The following is a 13,312-nucleotide window of genomic DNA, read 5'->3' on the forward strand; positions in this document are numbered from 1 at the left end:
AATGGAGCGCGACAAAATCTGTCCTGTTTACGACCTGCCGAAATATATTATCTTACGCAAAATCACCGTTGGGTTGCAGTTCTGCATCATTAACAACATGTGATAATGTTTTTTCCCGTCAGGATAGAATTCTGTTAAGATAAGCATAGTTATTTAGAGACGTGACTTGTTTTTTCGATGATTCCGGGACTGTCAGGCGATACCTGTTCGAACCGGCTCAGGATTTGCGGAGGACCGCGTGAAGGGCATAACGGCTGCACTCGCCGCATTGACACTGATAGGCGCAACGCCCGTTCTAGCCGAGGATTGGACCGGCCCCTATGCGGGATTCAGCTTTGGCTATGCGGATGCCGATGGCCCGGATGGGATCGGTGGAAGCGATGCTGCATTTGGGCCCCATATCGGATATGACTTCGACTTTGGCAGTTTCGTCCTGGGAGGAGAGCTGGAATACAATCGCCTGAATCTTGATCTAGGCGAAGGCGAGGGCAGCCTGGACAGTGTTTCCCGTCTGAAACTGCGAGGTGGTTACGATTTCGGCTCGGCGTTGGGTTATGTGGTTGTCGGGACGGCCCGCGCTGATACGTCGGGTGACAGCGACACCGCTGCGGTCTACGGGATCGGCGTCGCCTATCCGGTGAGTGACAGATTCGTCATCAGTGGCGAGGCGCTGCGGCAGGATTTCGATATTCAGTCGCGACCGAGCGGATCGCTGGATACCAGCGTTTTCAACCTTCGCACGACCTTCCGGTTCTAAAAGTTATGCCGCACCGCGGTTTGAGGCCAGCTTTGCAGCGAAACCGCACAATGTCTGCAGGGCATTGGTGAACTTCTGATCATCTATTGTCATTGCAACGCGGATATGCCCTGCGGCTGCCGCACCAAAGCTTTCACCGGGCATGACCGCGATTGAATGCGCGTCCAGCAACGCGTTGGCGAAGGCATTCCCGCTTAACCCGGTGGCCCGAATATCCAGCATCAAATACATCGCGCCCTGAGCCGGGATCAATCCTACGATCTGCTGAGCGGACAAAACCTGCATGGCAAGCGATCGGCGGCGGAGGAAAGGGGCCGAGACCTTGTTTTCCAGCTCTTGTCCGGCAGTCAGAGCAAAGCTCGCTGCGTCCTGAATGAAACCCGGCACACCATAGGTGGTATGGGTGGCAAGGTTGATCAGATGTTCTACAACCTCTTCCGGGCCAATGATCCAGCCGCAGCGCGACCCGGTCATCGCGTGAGATTTGGACATCGAGCCGATGACCAAAGTGCGCTCGACCATGTCGGGCAAGGCGCGTGGGGACAAATGGCTGCCCTGCCAGATCTGCGTGTCATAGACCTCATCCGAGATCAGCCACAGGTCGCGCTGTTTGCAGACACCTACGACGCTGTGCAGGGTTTCGGCAGAATAGACAACGCCGGTTGGATTGTTCGGTGTATTGATCAACAGGGAAACCGCGCCGTCCGCCTGTGCCTCAATGTCACTGGCCCGGGGTTGAAAGGCGTCCTCTGCTCGGGTCTGGACCGGTCTGGCAATAGCGCCCGCGCCCCGGATCGTGCCGGGATAAGTAGCGTAATACGGGTCGAGATACAGGCCGATATCGCCGGGATCGCACAAAGCCATATGCGCTGCAAACAGCGCTGACTGCCCCCCTGGGGTAATCATCACATTGTCGCGCGTTGTTTTCACGCCGGTGCGGATTTGCGCGCGCGCCGCGACCGTGTCACGCAGCAGATCGGTCCCGGGAACCATGGCATAGCCTGTGTGACCGTCGCGCGCTGATACGTCCATTGCGTTCAGAATGCTCGGATCGGTACAAATATCGTGCTCGCCGATGGTCAGTTCGATCACTGCCTGACCTTCGGCGACCATCCGGCGCGCGCGGTAAAAAACCTCCCATCCATCCGAGCCGCCATCGGTCAGATGTGTAATGCGATGCGACAGCTTCATGGTGCCTCCGTCAACCCTCTGGGCGAAATGGGGCAGAGCTGATCTGTTTTGTCAATCAAAGTCGCGGTTTGCCGTTTGCGCCGCTTACAGCTTTTTGGTTTCGTTCCGATAGTACTTCGCCATCAGGACAACGATCTGAATGAGGCGCAAGATCACGAGGAACGGGCTACCCGGGCTGGTGCCGGGGTGGGTATCCTTGCTCTTGGAAATCTTTGCGAGTGTTTGCGCCTTTTTGAACGCCGCAGCCATATATCGTTTTTCGAAGGTTTTGACCTGGCCCCGGAAGTTGTCGGCGGCCTTCTTCCGTTCGGTCCGCGACAGCATTTTGATGTTTTTCGAGGCTAATGCCAGAATGCTGCGCAACTCTTTGTCGACCTCGGTCATCGATTTGAGCGCCTTATTGGATTCGCGCAGCAGCGTTGTCGAGTCCAGCATCGGCGACCCTGAAAGCTTGATCATCAGATCCAGTTGCTTGAGTACCGGACCCATTTTCCGTTCAAGGACAAGGATGCGCTTGCTTGTTTGGCTGAGGAAGAAGAGGTTCTTTGCGTCGGATTTCTTTAACATGAATGCACCTGCAAAAATTTACGCTGGGCACATTTTATCATTTCTACGGGTTGGCGCATAGAACAGCATCTGTTAGCGTGCGCGCATGAACCCGATGACTTGCATCATTACCTGCTGCATTCCCTGCTGATTTATCAAGCGGGCCGGTTTCTTTCGTTTTCATCTCTGAGACAAGTTGCTAAGCCCGCGCCAGCGCGAGACGTTTACGCTTAGGAGCAAGACCAGATGACGATGATCAAACTGCACAACACGCGGACGCGGGCGAAAGAGGATTTCGCACCGATCGACCCTGAAGATGTGCGGATGTATGTCTGCGGCCCGACAGTGTACGACCGGGCGCATCTGGGAAACGCGCGCCCCGTAGTTGTGTTTGATGTGTTGTACCGCCTGTTGCGTCATGTTTATGGCGCTGATCAGGTGACCTATGTGCGCAATTTCACCGACGTGGATGACAAGATCAACGCCACTGCGCTGGCCCGCAAACAGGCCGGAGCCGAAGGAACGCTTGTGCAGTTGGTTCAGGAACGGTCCGACGAAACCATTGGCTGGTATCTGCATGACATGGGGGCGCTGGGTGCGCTTGAGCCAGACGAGATGCCGCGTGCCACGCAGTTCATTGTGCAGATGGTTGCGATGATCGAAGACCTGATCGCAAAGGGTCACGCCTATGAGGCCGAGGGACATGTGCTATTCGCGGTCGATACGTGGAAAGACGATTACGGCAGGCTGTCGGGCCGGTCTGTGGACGACATGATCGCGGGCGCGCGCGTTGAGGTTGCGCCCTACAAGAAGAACCCTATGGACTTTGTTCTGTGGAAACCTTCGACCGATGATCTGCCGGGGTGGGACAGCCCATGGGGCCGGGGGCGCCCTGGCTGGCATATCGAATGCTCGGCCATGAGCTATGAGTTGCTGGGCGAGAGTTTTGACATTCACGGCGGTGGGAACGATCTGATGTTCCCCCATCATGAGAACGAGATCGCGCAAAGCCGGTGCGCGCATCCCCAGGGTGAGTTTGCGCGGGTCTGGCTGCATAATGAAATGCTACAGGTCGAGGGCAAGAAAATGTCCAAGTCGCTGGGCAATTTCTTTACGGTGCACGACTTGCTGGAACAGGGTGTCCCGGGTGAAGTGATCCGCTTTGTGTTCTTGCAGACTCACTATCGCAAGCCGATGGACTGGACCGAAAAAAAAGCGCGTGAGGCTGAGGCGACGCTGCGCAAGTGGCGGGCGCTGACAGCGGGCATCGAGCCCGCAGCCAGCGCGGCCCCCGCGGTCATCGATGCGCTTGGGGATGATCTGAACACGGCTGGGGCCATCGCCGAACTGCACCGTCTTGCGGCTGCCGGTGATGGGCCGGGCCTGTTGGCCGGTGCGTGGGTGCTGGGGCTTTTGACTGATGAGATGGGCGCCTGGACCACCGCTGGGGCGGCGGACTTTTCTTCGTATGAAGAAAAGCTTGCGAAGGCGCGAGCGGCGGCCATGATCAGCAAGGATTTTTCCGAAGTTGATCGCCTGAAATCCCTGTTCATCGCCGCTGGTGTTGAAGTCCGCATGAGCAAGGATACGGTCAAACTGGTCCCTGGGGCCGGTTTTGACCCCTCAAAACTGGAAAACATCTAAGCCGCTGATCCGCCCGAATACGCCAGAGAGCCAGACATGACCAAAACCCGCCTCTATCTTTATGACACCACCCTGCGCGACGGGCAGCAAACGCAGGGCGTACAGTTCTCGACCGCCGAAAAAATCCAGATCACACAGGCGCTGGACGCGTTGGGCATTGATCATATCGAAGGCGGGTGGCCCGGTGCAAATCCGACCGACAGCGCGTTTTTCGACGCTGCCCCAAAGACCTCGGCTTGTCTGACCGCATTTGGGATGACCAGGCGGTCGGGCAGGTCCGCGGAAAATGATGACGTGCTAGCGGCGGTGATGAATGCGGGAACGCGGGCTGTTTGTCTGGTCGGAAAGGCCCATGACTATCATGTGACCCATGCGCTGGGTATCGATCTGGACGAGAATGTCGAAAATGTGCGCGCCTCGATGGCGCATCTCGCGGCGCAGGGGCGCGAGCCGTTGTTTGATGCCGAACATTTCTTTGACGGATACAAGGCTAACCCGGAATACGCGCTAAAGGTCTGCCGGGCGGCTTTGGATGCCGGGGCGCGTTGGATTGTGTTATGTGACACCAATGGTGGGGCTCTGCCTGCCGAAGTTGGTCGGATCGTGTCCGAGGTAATCGCAGCGGGTATTCCGGGCGACCATCTGGGGATTCACACACACAATGATACGGAAAATGCAGTTGCCGGTTCACTTGCTGCCATTGATGCTGGGGCGCGGCAGGTGCAAGGTACTTTGAACGGTTTGGGCGAACGGTGTGGCAACGCCAATCTGACAGCGCTTATCCCGACATTGCTGCTGAAAGAACCCTATGCGTCAAAATATCAGGTTGGGGTCAGTCGCGAAGCATTGGCTGATCTGACCCGGATCAGCCGGATGCTGGACGATATCCTGAACCGGGTGCCCAGCAAGCAGTCGGCTTATGTCGGTGCGTCGGCCTTTGCACATAAAGCGGGGTTGCACGCCAGCGCGATCCTGAAGGATCCGGCGACGTACGAACATGTCGACCCTGCAAGTGTTGGTAACGCTCGGATCATCCCGATGTCGAACCAGGCGGGGCAGTCGAACCTTCGCAAACGACTGACCGAGGCCGGGTTGGTGGTCGAGGCAGGGGACCCGGCTTTGGGTCGTATTCTCGAGCGGATCAAGGCGCGCGAGGCCGAGGGCTATTCTTACGATACCGCGCAGGCGAGTTTCGAATTATTGGCGCGGGATGAACTGGGGCAATTACCCGAGTTTTTTGAGGTCAAGCGCTATAAGGTGACGGTTGAGCGGCGCAAGAACAAGTACAACAAGATGGTCAGCCTGTCCGAGGCCGTTGTCGTCGTGAAAGTCGATGGTGAGAAAAAGCTGTCGGTTAGCGAGTCCATGGATGACAGCGGCAGTGATCGTGGGCCGGTGAACGCGCTGGCAAAGGCGTTGGCCAAGGATCTGGGTCAGTATTCACCAATTCTGGATGACATGCATCTGGTCGATTTCAAGGTTCGGATAACGCAAGGCGGGACCGAGGCTGTTACGCGCGTCATAATCGACAGCGAAGACGGGCAGGGCCGGAGATGGTCCACAGTGGGCGTCAGCGCGAACATAGTCGATGCTTCGTTCGAGGCGCTGCTGGATGCGATTCAGTGGAAACTGGTGCGTGATTGCGGGCCGCATTCGGCTGTGGCGGAGTAGACGGTGGAGTTTGACGACGACGTCAAAGCCTGCGCCGCTCTGGTTCATCGTGCCGATCCCGACCGGTTCATGGCGGCCATGGCGGCGCCTGTTGCAGCGCGTGCGGTGCTGTTTCCGATCTATGCGCTGAATGTCGAGGTCGCGCGGGCACCGTGGGTAACGCAAGAGCCGATGATCGCTGAGATGCGCCTGCAGTGGTGGCGCGATGCCTTGCATGAGATTGCGAATGGTCCGACCATTCGGCGGCATGAGGTGGTGACGCCTCTGTCGCGCGTGCTGACCCCAGAACTTGCGACGATGCTAGATGAATATGTCGCTGTAAGGCGCTGGGATATATATCGTGATCCATTCGAAGACGAGGCGCATTTCAATTCATACATAGATCAGACCGCAGGGTCTTTGATCGTCGCGAGCGGTAAGGCTTTGGGTCCGGCGGACGATGCCGTTCTGCGCGATTATGGCTATGCGGTTGGGATCGCGAACTGGTTTCGGGCGATTCCGGATCTCGAGACGCGTGGACGAATTCCGTTGCTGGATGGAACGACCGAGGGCGTCAGGGCGCTGGCCCAGTCCGGGTTGCAAAGGCTTGCGCGTGCTCGGGCGAAGCGCTCGGGCGTTTCAGATGCAGCCCGGCCCGCTTTGGCTGCGGGATGGCAGGCTGAATGGGTGTTGCGCCGGGTTGTCGAAAAGCCGCAATGCGTCGCTGACGGCGCGCTCAAGCAAGGAGAAATTCGTCGCAGATGGTCTTTGATGCGTTTTGCCGCGACGGGGCGTTGGTAGGCCGGATCAGGCTGTGCGCATGTCCGATGGTCTAAGGACCAGCCACAGCAACGCTCCGCCAGCCAGCGTCAACAATGGGATCATGGCCAGATTAACAGCGGTCCACCCTTCGACAGGCGACCCGCCGGAACAATTCATTAACCCACCCGAGGCCAGCGAGGCGAATGTTACACCGCCAAAGACCAGCAAGTCGTTCAGCCCCTGCATCCGGCCTCGTTCGTGCACGTCATGCGAATCCGCCAACATGCTGGTGGCGCCGATAAAGCCAAAGTTCCAGCCGATGCCCAGCAGGATAAGGGCAATAAAGAAATTACCCAGTTCGATACCTTGCAAGGCGACAACTCCGGCCCCCGCCAGTATGGCAAGGCCCAGCGCCACGATCTTTTCCACGCCAAACCGCGCAATTAGGTGGCCGGTGAAAAAGCTGGGAATGTACATTGCCAAAACGTGACCTGTGACAACATCTGCGGCGTCGTTTGCCGAGTAACCGCAGCCCACAACCGCGAGCGGGGTCGACGTCATTACAAGGTTCATCAGGGCGTATGACACCATTGCGCAGATTATCGCGACGGCAATACGTGGGGTTTTCAACAGTTCAAGCCGGCTGCGCCCTTTCGGGGCGTCCGGCGCTGGCCGATCAGGGGTTGGGATGTCGAGCAGAAAGAACAAAGCTGCGCCGAGTACATTGACTGCGATAACTGCCACATAGGTTCCCAGAAAGGGAATGACGTAGGCGGTCGAGGTCAGTTTGACGATCTGCGGCCCGATGATTGCCGCAGCCAGCCCACCCGCCATTACATAAGAAATCGCCTTGGGGCGAAATTCATCGGATGCAGTATCGGCGGCGGCAAAGCGGTAAAAGCCGTGGGCGCTCATGTAAATGCCGGTCAGCAGACTGCCCAGCAGAAAGATCGGGAACGATCCCAGATACAGGCCATAGGCGCCGACCAACCCGCCGCAGGCTCCGGCTGCTGCACCGACCAGAAAACCGGCGCGGCGGCCCCAGCGTTGCATGATGGCTGAAATCGGGGTCGCGGCCAGCATCGATCCGAGGACGATCAGCGATATCGGCAACGTTGCGAGGCAGGCATTGGACGCCAAAGACTGACCTGCCAAACCGCCAACGATAAACATCATCGGCATCTGCGCGCCAAGGATGGCTTGCGCCGCCACCAGTACGGCGACGTTGCGCTTGGCTTGAGCATTGTTGGGGGCGGCAGAGGTCATCGTCATGCGCATATCCGTAGCCGCGAACTTTGAGGCGCACAAGCCGCTTGCATCTGTGACATGGTGCCCTAACGTGCACTTCATCGGTTGGGAAAAAGGGGGGCAAATGCCGGTCGGACGAATTATCGAAACACCGGATTGTGTCGCCGAAGGTGCGGACTGGCTGGCCGCAGCCTGTCCACGCATGGCCTATGCGATGGATCAGACCGGACCTTTGCCGCTTCGGCGTAAACCTGACGGGTTTGCGCAATTGCTCAGCGCCATTGTCAGCCAACAGGTCAGCGTGGCCTCGGCAAACGCCATATGGAACAGGCTGAAAGAGGCCAAACTGACTGGCCCGCGCAAGATCATGTGGGCCACGGATGACGACCTGCGTGCCGTCGGGCTGAGCCGCCAGAAGATACGGTATGCCCGCGCACTGGCCGAGGCACGTATCGACTACAAGGCATTGCGTGACGCATCTGATGACGAGGTCGTCGCCGTTCTGACTGAGGTTGCCGGCATTGGTGTCTGGACTGCCGAGATCTACGCCATGTTCAGCCTGGGTCGCGCAGATGTGATCGCGCCCGGTGATCTCGCGCTGCAAGAGGCGGCGCGCATCCTCTACGACCTGCCGAAACGCCCCACCGACAAAGAGTTACGCCAGATGGCCGTAGCCTGGTCGCCCTGGCGTTCAGTTGCGGCGCGCGTGTTGTGGGCCTATTACCGAGTCGCCAAAGACAGAGAAGGGATCAGATGACACGGGTTTTGAATGCGCTCAGGAAAGAGCCGGTATCGGGTGACACACGCTCGGTGGTGGTATTTGTGCATGGCTATGGCGCGAATGGCGCTGATCTTCTTGGGCTCGCTGATCCTTTGGGCGAGCATTTGCCTGATACATTGTTCGTTGCCCCTGATGCGCCCGAACAAATCCTGGGAATGCCTAACGGCTATCAGTGGTTTCCGATCCCGTGGATTGATGGCTCGTCCGAGGAAGAGGCGCGGCGCGGAATGGAGATGGCTGTCGAGGATTTCAACGCCTTCCTAGACGCATTGATGGTAGATGAGGATGTATTGCCCGAGCAGGTGGTTTTGTTCGGTTTCTCGCAGGGTACGATGATGAGCTTGTACGTTGCCCCCCGTCGCGAAGACCCGGTGGCCGGGATCGTCGCATTCTCGGGCCGTCTGCTGGAGCCTGACCTACTCGCCGACGAGACCGTCAGCCGGATGCCGGTGCTGCTGGTACACGGCGATGCTGATGACGTGGTTCCACCTCAGTCGCTGCCCGAAGCTGCCGAGGCCTTGCAGAGCGCCGGTTTCAAAGAGGTTTACGCTCATGTCATGAAGGGCACCGGCCATGGTATTGCACCCGATGGGCTGAGCGTGGCCCTGGCCTTCATGCGCGACAAGCTGAGCCTGTAAATCATGATTACCATCCGCCCCATGATGCGCGAGGATGTGGCAGAGGCCTGTCAAATCCTGAACCAGATCATCGAGGCAGGCGGTACAACTGCGCACGAGATCCCGTTTTCAGATGCTTTGTTCACCCAAAGCTACTTGGACGGGCCAGACAAGATTTGCTGCCATGTTGCATTGGATGAAACAGGTAACGTGGCCGGGTTTCAGTGGTTGGGAACCTACGAAACATTGCCTGACGACTGCGCCGATATAGCGACGTTCACGCGTCGGTCTCCGGTTCTGCGGGGGGCGGGGCGCGCATTGTTTGCTGAGACTGCGGTCGTGGCAAAGTCGCTTGGATTTCATGCGATCAATGCAACCATTCGTGCCGATAACGTGCTTGGATTAAGCTACTACGAGAAAATGGGCTTTCAGGATTTCTCGATCGATTACGGGGTGCCGTTGCAAAATGGAACGCCCGTCAACCGAATCTCAAAACGGTTCGACCTGCGTTAAACCCACAAATGCCCTTCGGCAAATTCAACCGAGTTTCCGGCGGGGTCGCGCACATAAAGTGATCGTGCACCGTTGGGCCAATCGAATTCGGACTCAATCGGGATGTTCCAGTCCAGCAGATGCTTGCGCATTGTCTGAATTTCTTCACGCGTCAGCACAAGACATACATGTCCGGCACCGCGCGCACCATGGGGCGGGACCGGAAGATCTGGGTTGCCCGGCGGCTGCTCGGTCTGGTCCGGGTTGAATAGCAGTAGAACGGATTGCCCCACGCGATAAAACACATGCCGCTCGGCGACCCGCTGTATGGGCTCCAGCGCTAGCACCTCGCCATAGAACCTTTCGGCTGAATCCAAATCGTCTACATACAACGCCGCTTCCAAAACGGCCGACGGGGTCGGGATATCCGGCGTCAGTTTCATATATTCAGTTTAGCAGATTAGACGCGGTTTTGTCACCGACGGGTGCGGCGATCCCGCTTGCGTTGCGGTGCAGTGCTGATTTCTGGCATCGGCAGACTGTCCCATGTACCGGGCTCCAGCCCCTCAAGTGTCCAGTCCCCAATGCGCGCCCGGATAAGGCGCAGCGTTGGATGTCCAACGGCGGCGGTCATGCGTCGAACCTGTCGGTTGCGGCCTTCGCGGATCGTCAATTCGATCCAGCTGTCGGGTACAGTCTGGCGCACGCGAATGGGTGGGGTTCGAGGCCAAAGTCCTTCGGGTTCGTCCATCGTACGGGCCTTGGCCGGGCGGGTCGGGCCGTCTTTCAGATCGACCCCATCGCGCAGGGCTGTCAATGCCGCTGCATCGGGGACTCCTTCGACCTGAACCCAATAGGTCTTGGCCATCTTGTGCTTCGGGTCTGAAATCTGCGCCTGCAGCCGCCCGTGATCGGTGAGCAACATCAACCCTTCGCTGTCCCGGTCCAATCGGCCAGCGGGATATACGCCGGGTAGGTCGATAAAATCCGACAGCGTACTGCGCGGCGAATCAGCGTTCGCGCGATCCGTAAACTGCGGCAGCACATCGAAGGGTTTATTGAAGCGGATGAACCAGGACATGGCACCGCCATAGCCCGCAAGGCATAGCGGTGCAACCTGTGGATAACTGTCACGTCACTGTTACTGACGCGGATTACACATGCCCGAGATATTGTGGAAACTCGGGGCTTGTCAGAGTTTTAACACGATATATAGTTGAGATAAGGCCGGGGCGGGTGTTCCCCGCTCTGATGTCAAAACGGGCAGTACAGAGCGAGGAGCGATTCTGTTATGGACGGAGACTTCAGGACCGAATTTGTCAGGGAACCCGGTGCGCTCAGGCATCATCCGGCATTGGTTCTGAACGCCGATTATCGCCCGCTTTCCTATTATCCGCTATCTCTGTGGCCTTGGCAGGAGGCGATTAAAGCTGCTTGGCTCGACAGGGTGGACATTGTGGCCGAGTACGACGAGGTCGTCCGAAGCCCAAGTACGGAAATCCGAATACCTTCGGTTGTTGTCCTGAAAGATTATGTCAAACCCAGAAAGCGCGTGGCCTTCACGCGCTTTAATTTATTTCTGCGGGATGAATTCAAATGCCAGTATTGCGGCAGCCGTGGAGAGTTGACGTTTGATCACGTCGTACCCCGCGCGGCGGGCGGGGTTACCAGTTGGCAGAATGTCGTGGCCGCTTGCAGCCCCTGCAACCTGCGCAAGGGATCGAAATCACTGCGTCAGGCGGGCATGTCCTTGAATAAACCGCCGCGCCAGCCCGATGCCGAAGCGTTACGTAATATCGGGCGAAAATTCCCGCCCAACCACCTGCATGACAGTTGGATTGATTTCCTCTACTGGGATGCCGAATTGGATCAGCAATAGCGCTTAGCGCGCGCGCCAGGCCACCAGCCAGATCAGAACAAGCCCGGCGGACAAGATTGCATTCCAGCCTGCCATCGATACGCTGAACATCTCCCACGGGATGTCATCACACCGTACCAGCGGGGCCGACATGATCTGGTCCAAAAGCTCCTCGGCGGTCAGCCCGCCGATATCCCCCGAGGTGCAGGTGGATGGACCTTCCCACCAGCCTTGCTCGACCCCTGCATGAAAGGCGCCGATCCCAGCAGTGATCGCAGCCACCAGCGCGCCCAGCAGGGGCAGGGGGCGGATGCCGGGGAAGGCGAACGCCACCATCCCCAAAGCCACGGCAATCCCATGCGGGTAACGTTGCCAGATACACATCTTACAGGGCGCAAGGCCGCCAATGTGCTGAAATCCCCATGCCCCCAAGAGCAATGCCGCTGATCCGGCAGTTGCGATCGCAATCAATGCCCTACGTCGAATCATAGCAGTTTAACCACAGCAAATCCGCCCAGAAGCAGAAGGATGAACAGAGTGAACATCAGCCCCAGACGCTTTTCGATGAAGTCCCGGATCGGTTCGCCAAACTTCCACAACAATCCGGCGACAACAAAGAACCGCAGCGCCCGTGCCAGAATAGAAGTGGCGACGAACGTGCCCAAAGGCATTCCGGTCCAGCCCGACATGATGGTGATGACCTTGTAGGGAAACGGCGTTACCCCGGCGGCCAAAACTGCCCAGAACCCGAAATCGTTGAACCGGGTGTTGAATTCTTCCATGGCGTGCGCCTTACCCATGGCTTCGAGTATCGGCTGGCCCACGCTTTCATAAAAGAACGCACCAATTGCATATCCCAACAGTCCCCCCAGAACCGACGCAACCAGCGCAACGGTTGCGATGAGCCAAGCCCGCGACGGGCGCGCAAGAATCATAGGAATCATCAACACATCCGGCGGGATCGGAAAAAATGAGCTTTCGACAAAGGCAACAATTGCCAGTGCCCACAGAGCGTGCGGATGTTCAGCCAGTCGGATGGTCCAGTCATAAAGGGATCGCAACATCGAATGCAGTTTTCCATAATTCGGTTGCCGCAAGGCAAACCACGCACCCATCACACCGTCAACCTAGGTTGGTAAAACAATCCGGGATTTGGTTGATTTTTGCCTCTGGACCTTCCCGGCATGGGACGGTAATCCAATGTTCGTGGCCCAAGTGGCGGAATGGTAGACGCAGGGGATTCAAAATCCCCCGCCTTCACGGGCGTGAGAGTTCGAGTCTCTCCTTGGGCACCACAATCAGTTTCCCCTCAAAGATCGGATCTTTTCTTTGAAGCAAGTGCGCGCGGCTGAGCGCGACTGTTTGACAAGCTTAGACGGGGAAAATCTCCGGGATTTCTTCAAAATTGATGCTTTTGGGCGTGCTAGCCTGAGCCACCCTTGACAAGTGCCGTCTCTGAATGAAACCTCGTATTTGTTGGGAGACTTTGGAAAAAATCAAATACTGAAAAGCTTTACGTTACCGAGGCGGCAAGGATGCCTGTTTTCGGGTTTCGTCAAGTCTGCCGAAAAAGACAACAGGGAGATCAAAGATGAAAAACAAGGTTAAGTTCGGCCTCGCTGGTTTTGCCACCGCCGCCTTCCTCGCTCCGGCTGTTTATGCAGAGGAGTTTATCACGATTGGGACGGGTGGTGTTACGGGTGTTTATTATCCGACGGGTGGTGCGATCTGTCGTTTGGTGAACAAGGGCCGTAAGGAGCATGGGG

General features: G+C 57.6%; 15 protein-coding genes and 1 tRNA gene. 9 read left to right on the forward strand and 7 right to left on the reverse strand.

Annotated features, from left to right (window positions below):
- Window positions 1-238: 238 nt before the first annotated feature.
- Window positions 239-757, forward strand: coding sequence for an outer membrane beta-barrel protein (locus ACR0FG_RS01970; protein ID WP_170711922.1), 519 nt, complete (start codon window positions 239-241; stop codon window positions 755-757).
- Window positions 758-760: 3 nt separating this feature from the next.
- On the opposite strand, the gene ACR0FG_RS01975 is transcribed toward ACR0FG_RS01970, so the two are convergent.
- Both ACR0FG_RS01975 and ACR0FG_RS01980 read right to left on the reverse strand, forming a co-directional pair.
- Window positions 761-1,948, reverse strand: a complete 1,188-nt coding sequence (locus tag ACR0FG_RS01975; RefSeq protein ID WP_480889507.1) for a pyridoxal phosphate-dependent aminotransferase — start codon at window positions 1,946-1,948, stop codon at window positions 761-763.
- Between the two features lie 84 nt (window positions 1,949-2,032).
- Window positions 2,033-2,515: a hypothetical protein gene (locus tag ACR0FG_RS01980; RefSeq protein ID WP_480889509.1), complete on the reverse strand. Its 483-nt coding sequence runs from the start codon at window positions 2,513-2,515 to the stop codon at window positions 2,033-2,035.
- A 225-nt stretch (window positions 2,516-2,740) separates the two neighbouring features.
- Between ACR0FG_RS01980 and cysS the strand changes: the two genes are divergently transcribed.
- Genes cysS through ACR0FG_RS01995 form a run of 3 tightly spaced genes read left to right on the forward strand, consistent with a single transcriptional unit; the run spans window position 2,741 to window position 6,589 of the window.
- On the forward strand, window positions 2,741-4,138 hold the full coding sequence (gene cysS / locus ACR0FG_RS01985) for a cysteine--tRNA ligase (protein ID WP_480889510.1): 1,398 nt from the start codon (window positions 2,741-2,743) through the stop codon (window positions 4,136-4,138).
- Between the two features lie 36 nt (window positions 4,139-4,174).
- Window positions 4,175-5,809: a citramalate synthase gene (cimA, locus tag ACR0FG_RS01990; protein WP_480889511.1), complete on the forward strand. Its 1,635-nt coding sequence runs from the start codon at window positions 4,175-4,177 to the stop codon at window positions 5,807-5,809.
- A 3-nt stretch (window positions 5,810-5,812) separates the two neighbouring features.
- Window positions 5,813-6,589, forward strand: a complete 777-nt coding sequence (locus tag ACR0FG_RS01995) for a squalene/phytoene synthase family protein (protein ID WP_480889514.1) — start codon at window positions 5,813-5,815, stop codon at window positions 6,587-6,589.
- 6 nt (window positions 6,590-6,595) lie between these two features.
- Here the strand turns inward: ACR0FG_RS01995 and ACR0FG_RS02000 are convergent, their stop codons facing one another.
- Window positions 6,596-7,816: an MFS transporter gene (locus ACR0FG_RS02000; RefSeq protein ID WP_480889557.1), complete on the reverse strand. Its 1,221-nt coding sequence runs from the start codon at window positions 7,814-7,816 to the stop codon at window positions 6,596-6,598.
- A 106-nt stretch (window positions 7,817-7,922) separates the two neighbouring features.
- On the opposite strand from ACR0FG_RS02000, the gene ACR0FG_RS02005 reads away from it, so the two are divergent.
- From ACR0FG_RS02005 to ACR0FG_RS02015, 3 genes are read left to right on the forward strand one after another with little or no spacing between them, the layout of a single operon-like run.
- Window positions 7,923-8,555 (forward strand): DNA-3-methyladenine glycosylase family protein, encoded by a 633-nt coding sequence (locus tag ACR0FG_RS02005; RefSeq protein WP_480889558.1) that lies wholly within the window; start codon window positions 7,923-7,925, stop codon window positions 8,553-8,555.
- Entirely contained in the window at window positions 8,552-9,217 is a 666-nt protein-coding gene (locus ACR0FG_RS02010; protein WP_480889517.1) for an alpha/beta hydrolase, read from the forward strand. Before ACR0FG_RS02005 ends, ACR0FG_RS02010 begins: the two co-directional genes overlap by 4 nt.
- A gap of 3 nt (window positions 9,218-9,220) precedes the next feature.
- Complete coding sequence (locus tag ACR0FG_RS02015; protein WP_480889519.1) at window positions 9,221-9,709, forward strand: N-acetyltransferase family protein; 489 nt, start codon at window positions 9,221-9,223, stop codon at window positions 9,707-9,709.
- On the opposite strand, the gene ACR0FG_RS02020 is transcribed toward ACR0FG_RS02015, so the two are convergent.
- Window positions 9,706-10,131 carry a VOC family protein gene (locus ACR0FG_RS02020; RefSeq protein ID WP_480889521.1) on the reverse strand — a complete coding sequence of 142 codons (426 nt, stop codon included), beginning with the start codon at window positions 10,129-10,131 and terminating at the stop codon, window positions 9,706-9,708. The genes ACR0FG_RS02015 and ACR0FG_RS02020 overlap by 4 nt on opposite strands.
- A gap of 32 nt (window positions 10,132-10,163) precedes the next feature.
- Window positions 10,164-10,769, reverse strand: coding sequence for a pseudouridine synthase (locus tag ACR0FG_RS02025; protein ID WP_480889524.1), 606 nt, complete (start codon window positions 10,767-10,769; stop codon window positions 10,164-10,166).
- A gap of 210 nt (window positions 10,770-10,979) precedes the next feature.
- Between ACR0FG_RS02025 and ACR0FG_RS02030 the strand changes: the two genes are divergently transcribed.
- The gene (locus ACR0FG_RS02030; protein ID WP_170653521.1) at window positions 10,980-11,567 is read left to right on the forward strand and encodes an HNH endonuclease; all 588 of its coding nucleotides are present in this window, start codon (window positions 10,980-10,982) and stop codon (window positions 11,565-11,567) included.
- A gap of 3 nt (window positions 11,568-11,570) precedes the next feature.
- On the opposite strand, the gene ACR0FG_RS02035 is transcribed toward ACR0FG_RS02030, so the two are convergent.
- Entirely contained in the window at window positions 11,571-12,035 is a 465-nt protein-coding gene (locus tag ACR0FG_RS02035) for a disulfide bond formation protein B (protein WP_480889527.1), read from the reverse strand.
- A complete protein-coding gene (locus ACR0FG_RS02040) occupies window positions 12,032-12,610 on the reverse strand; it encodes a YqaA family protein (protein WP_480889529.1) in 579 nt (192 codons plus the stop codon). Before ACR0FG_RS02040 ends, ACR0FG_RS02035 begins: the two co-directional genes overlap by 4 nt.
- A gap of 145 nt (window positions 12,611-12,755) precedes the next feature.
- Between ACR0FG_RS02040 and ACR0FG_RS02045 the strand changes: the two genes are divergently transcribed.
- Window positions 12,756-12,841, forward strand: a tRNA-Leu gene (locus tag ACR0FG_RS02045).
- Window positions 12,842-13,312 lie beyond the last annotated feature (471 nt).

Source organism: Ruegeria sp. E1 (assembly GCF_056534225.1).

Bases quoted from the DNA above. Each gene is read 5' to 3' on its own strand.
- ACR0FG_RS01975 (WP_480889507.1), bottom strand. From the start codon at position 1,948: ATGAAGCTGTCGCATCGCATTACACATCTGACCGATGGCGGCTCGGAT.
- ACR0FG_RS01980 (WP_480889509.1), bottom strand. From the start codon at position 2,515: ATGTTAAAGAAATCCGACGCAAAGAACCTCTTCTTCCTCAGCCAAACA.
- cysS (WP_480889510.1), top strand. From the start codon at position 2,741: ATGACGATGATCAAACTGCACAACACGCGGACGCGGGCGAAAGAGGAT.
- cimA (WP_480889511.1), top strand. From the start codon at position 4,175: ATGACCAAAACCCGCCTCTATCTTTATGACACCACCCTGCGCGACGGG.
- ACR0FG_RS02000 (WP_480889557.1), bottom strand. From the start codon at position 7,816: ATGACCTCTGCCGCCCCCAACAATGCTCAAGCCAAGCGCAACGTCGCC.
- ACR0FG_RS02005 (WP_480889558.1), top strand. From the start codon at position 7,923: ATGCCGGTCGGACGAATTATCGAAACACCGGATTGTGTCGCCGAAGGT.
- ACR0FG_RS02010 (WP_480889517.1), top strand. From the start codon at position 8,552: ATGACACGGGTTTTGAATGCGCTCAGGAAAGAGCCGGTATCGGGTGAC.
- ACR0FG_RS02015 (WP_480889519.1), top strand. From the start codon at position 9,221: ATGATTACCATCCGCCCCATGATGCGCGAGGATGTGGCAGAGGCCTGT.
- ACR0FG_RS02020 (WP_480889521.1), bottom strand. From the start codon at position 10,131: ATGAAACTGACGCCGGATATCCCGACCCCGTCGGCCGTTTTGGAAGCG.
- ACR0FG_RS02025 (WP_480889524.1), bottom strand. From the start codon at position 10,769: ATGTCCTGGTTCATCCGCTTCAATAAACCCTTCGATGTGCTGCCGCAG.
- ACR0FG_RS02030 (WP_170653521.1), top strand. From the start codon at position 10,980: ATGGACGGAGACTTCAGGACCGAATTTGTCAGGGAACCCGGTGCGCTC.
- ACR0FG_RS02035 (WP_480889527.1), bottom strand. From the start codon at position 12,035: ATGATTCGACGTAGGGCATTGATTGCGATCGCAACTGCCGGATCAGCG.
- ACR0FG_RS02040 (WP_480889529.1), bottom strand. From the start codon at position 12,610: ATGTTGCGATCCCTTTATGACTGGACCATCCGACTGGCTGAACATCCG.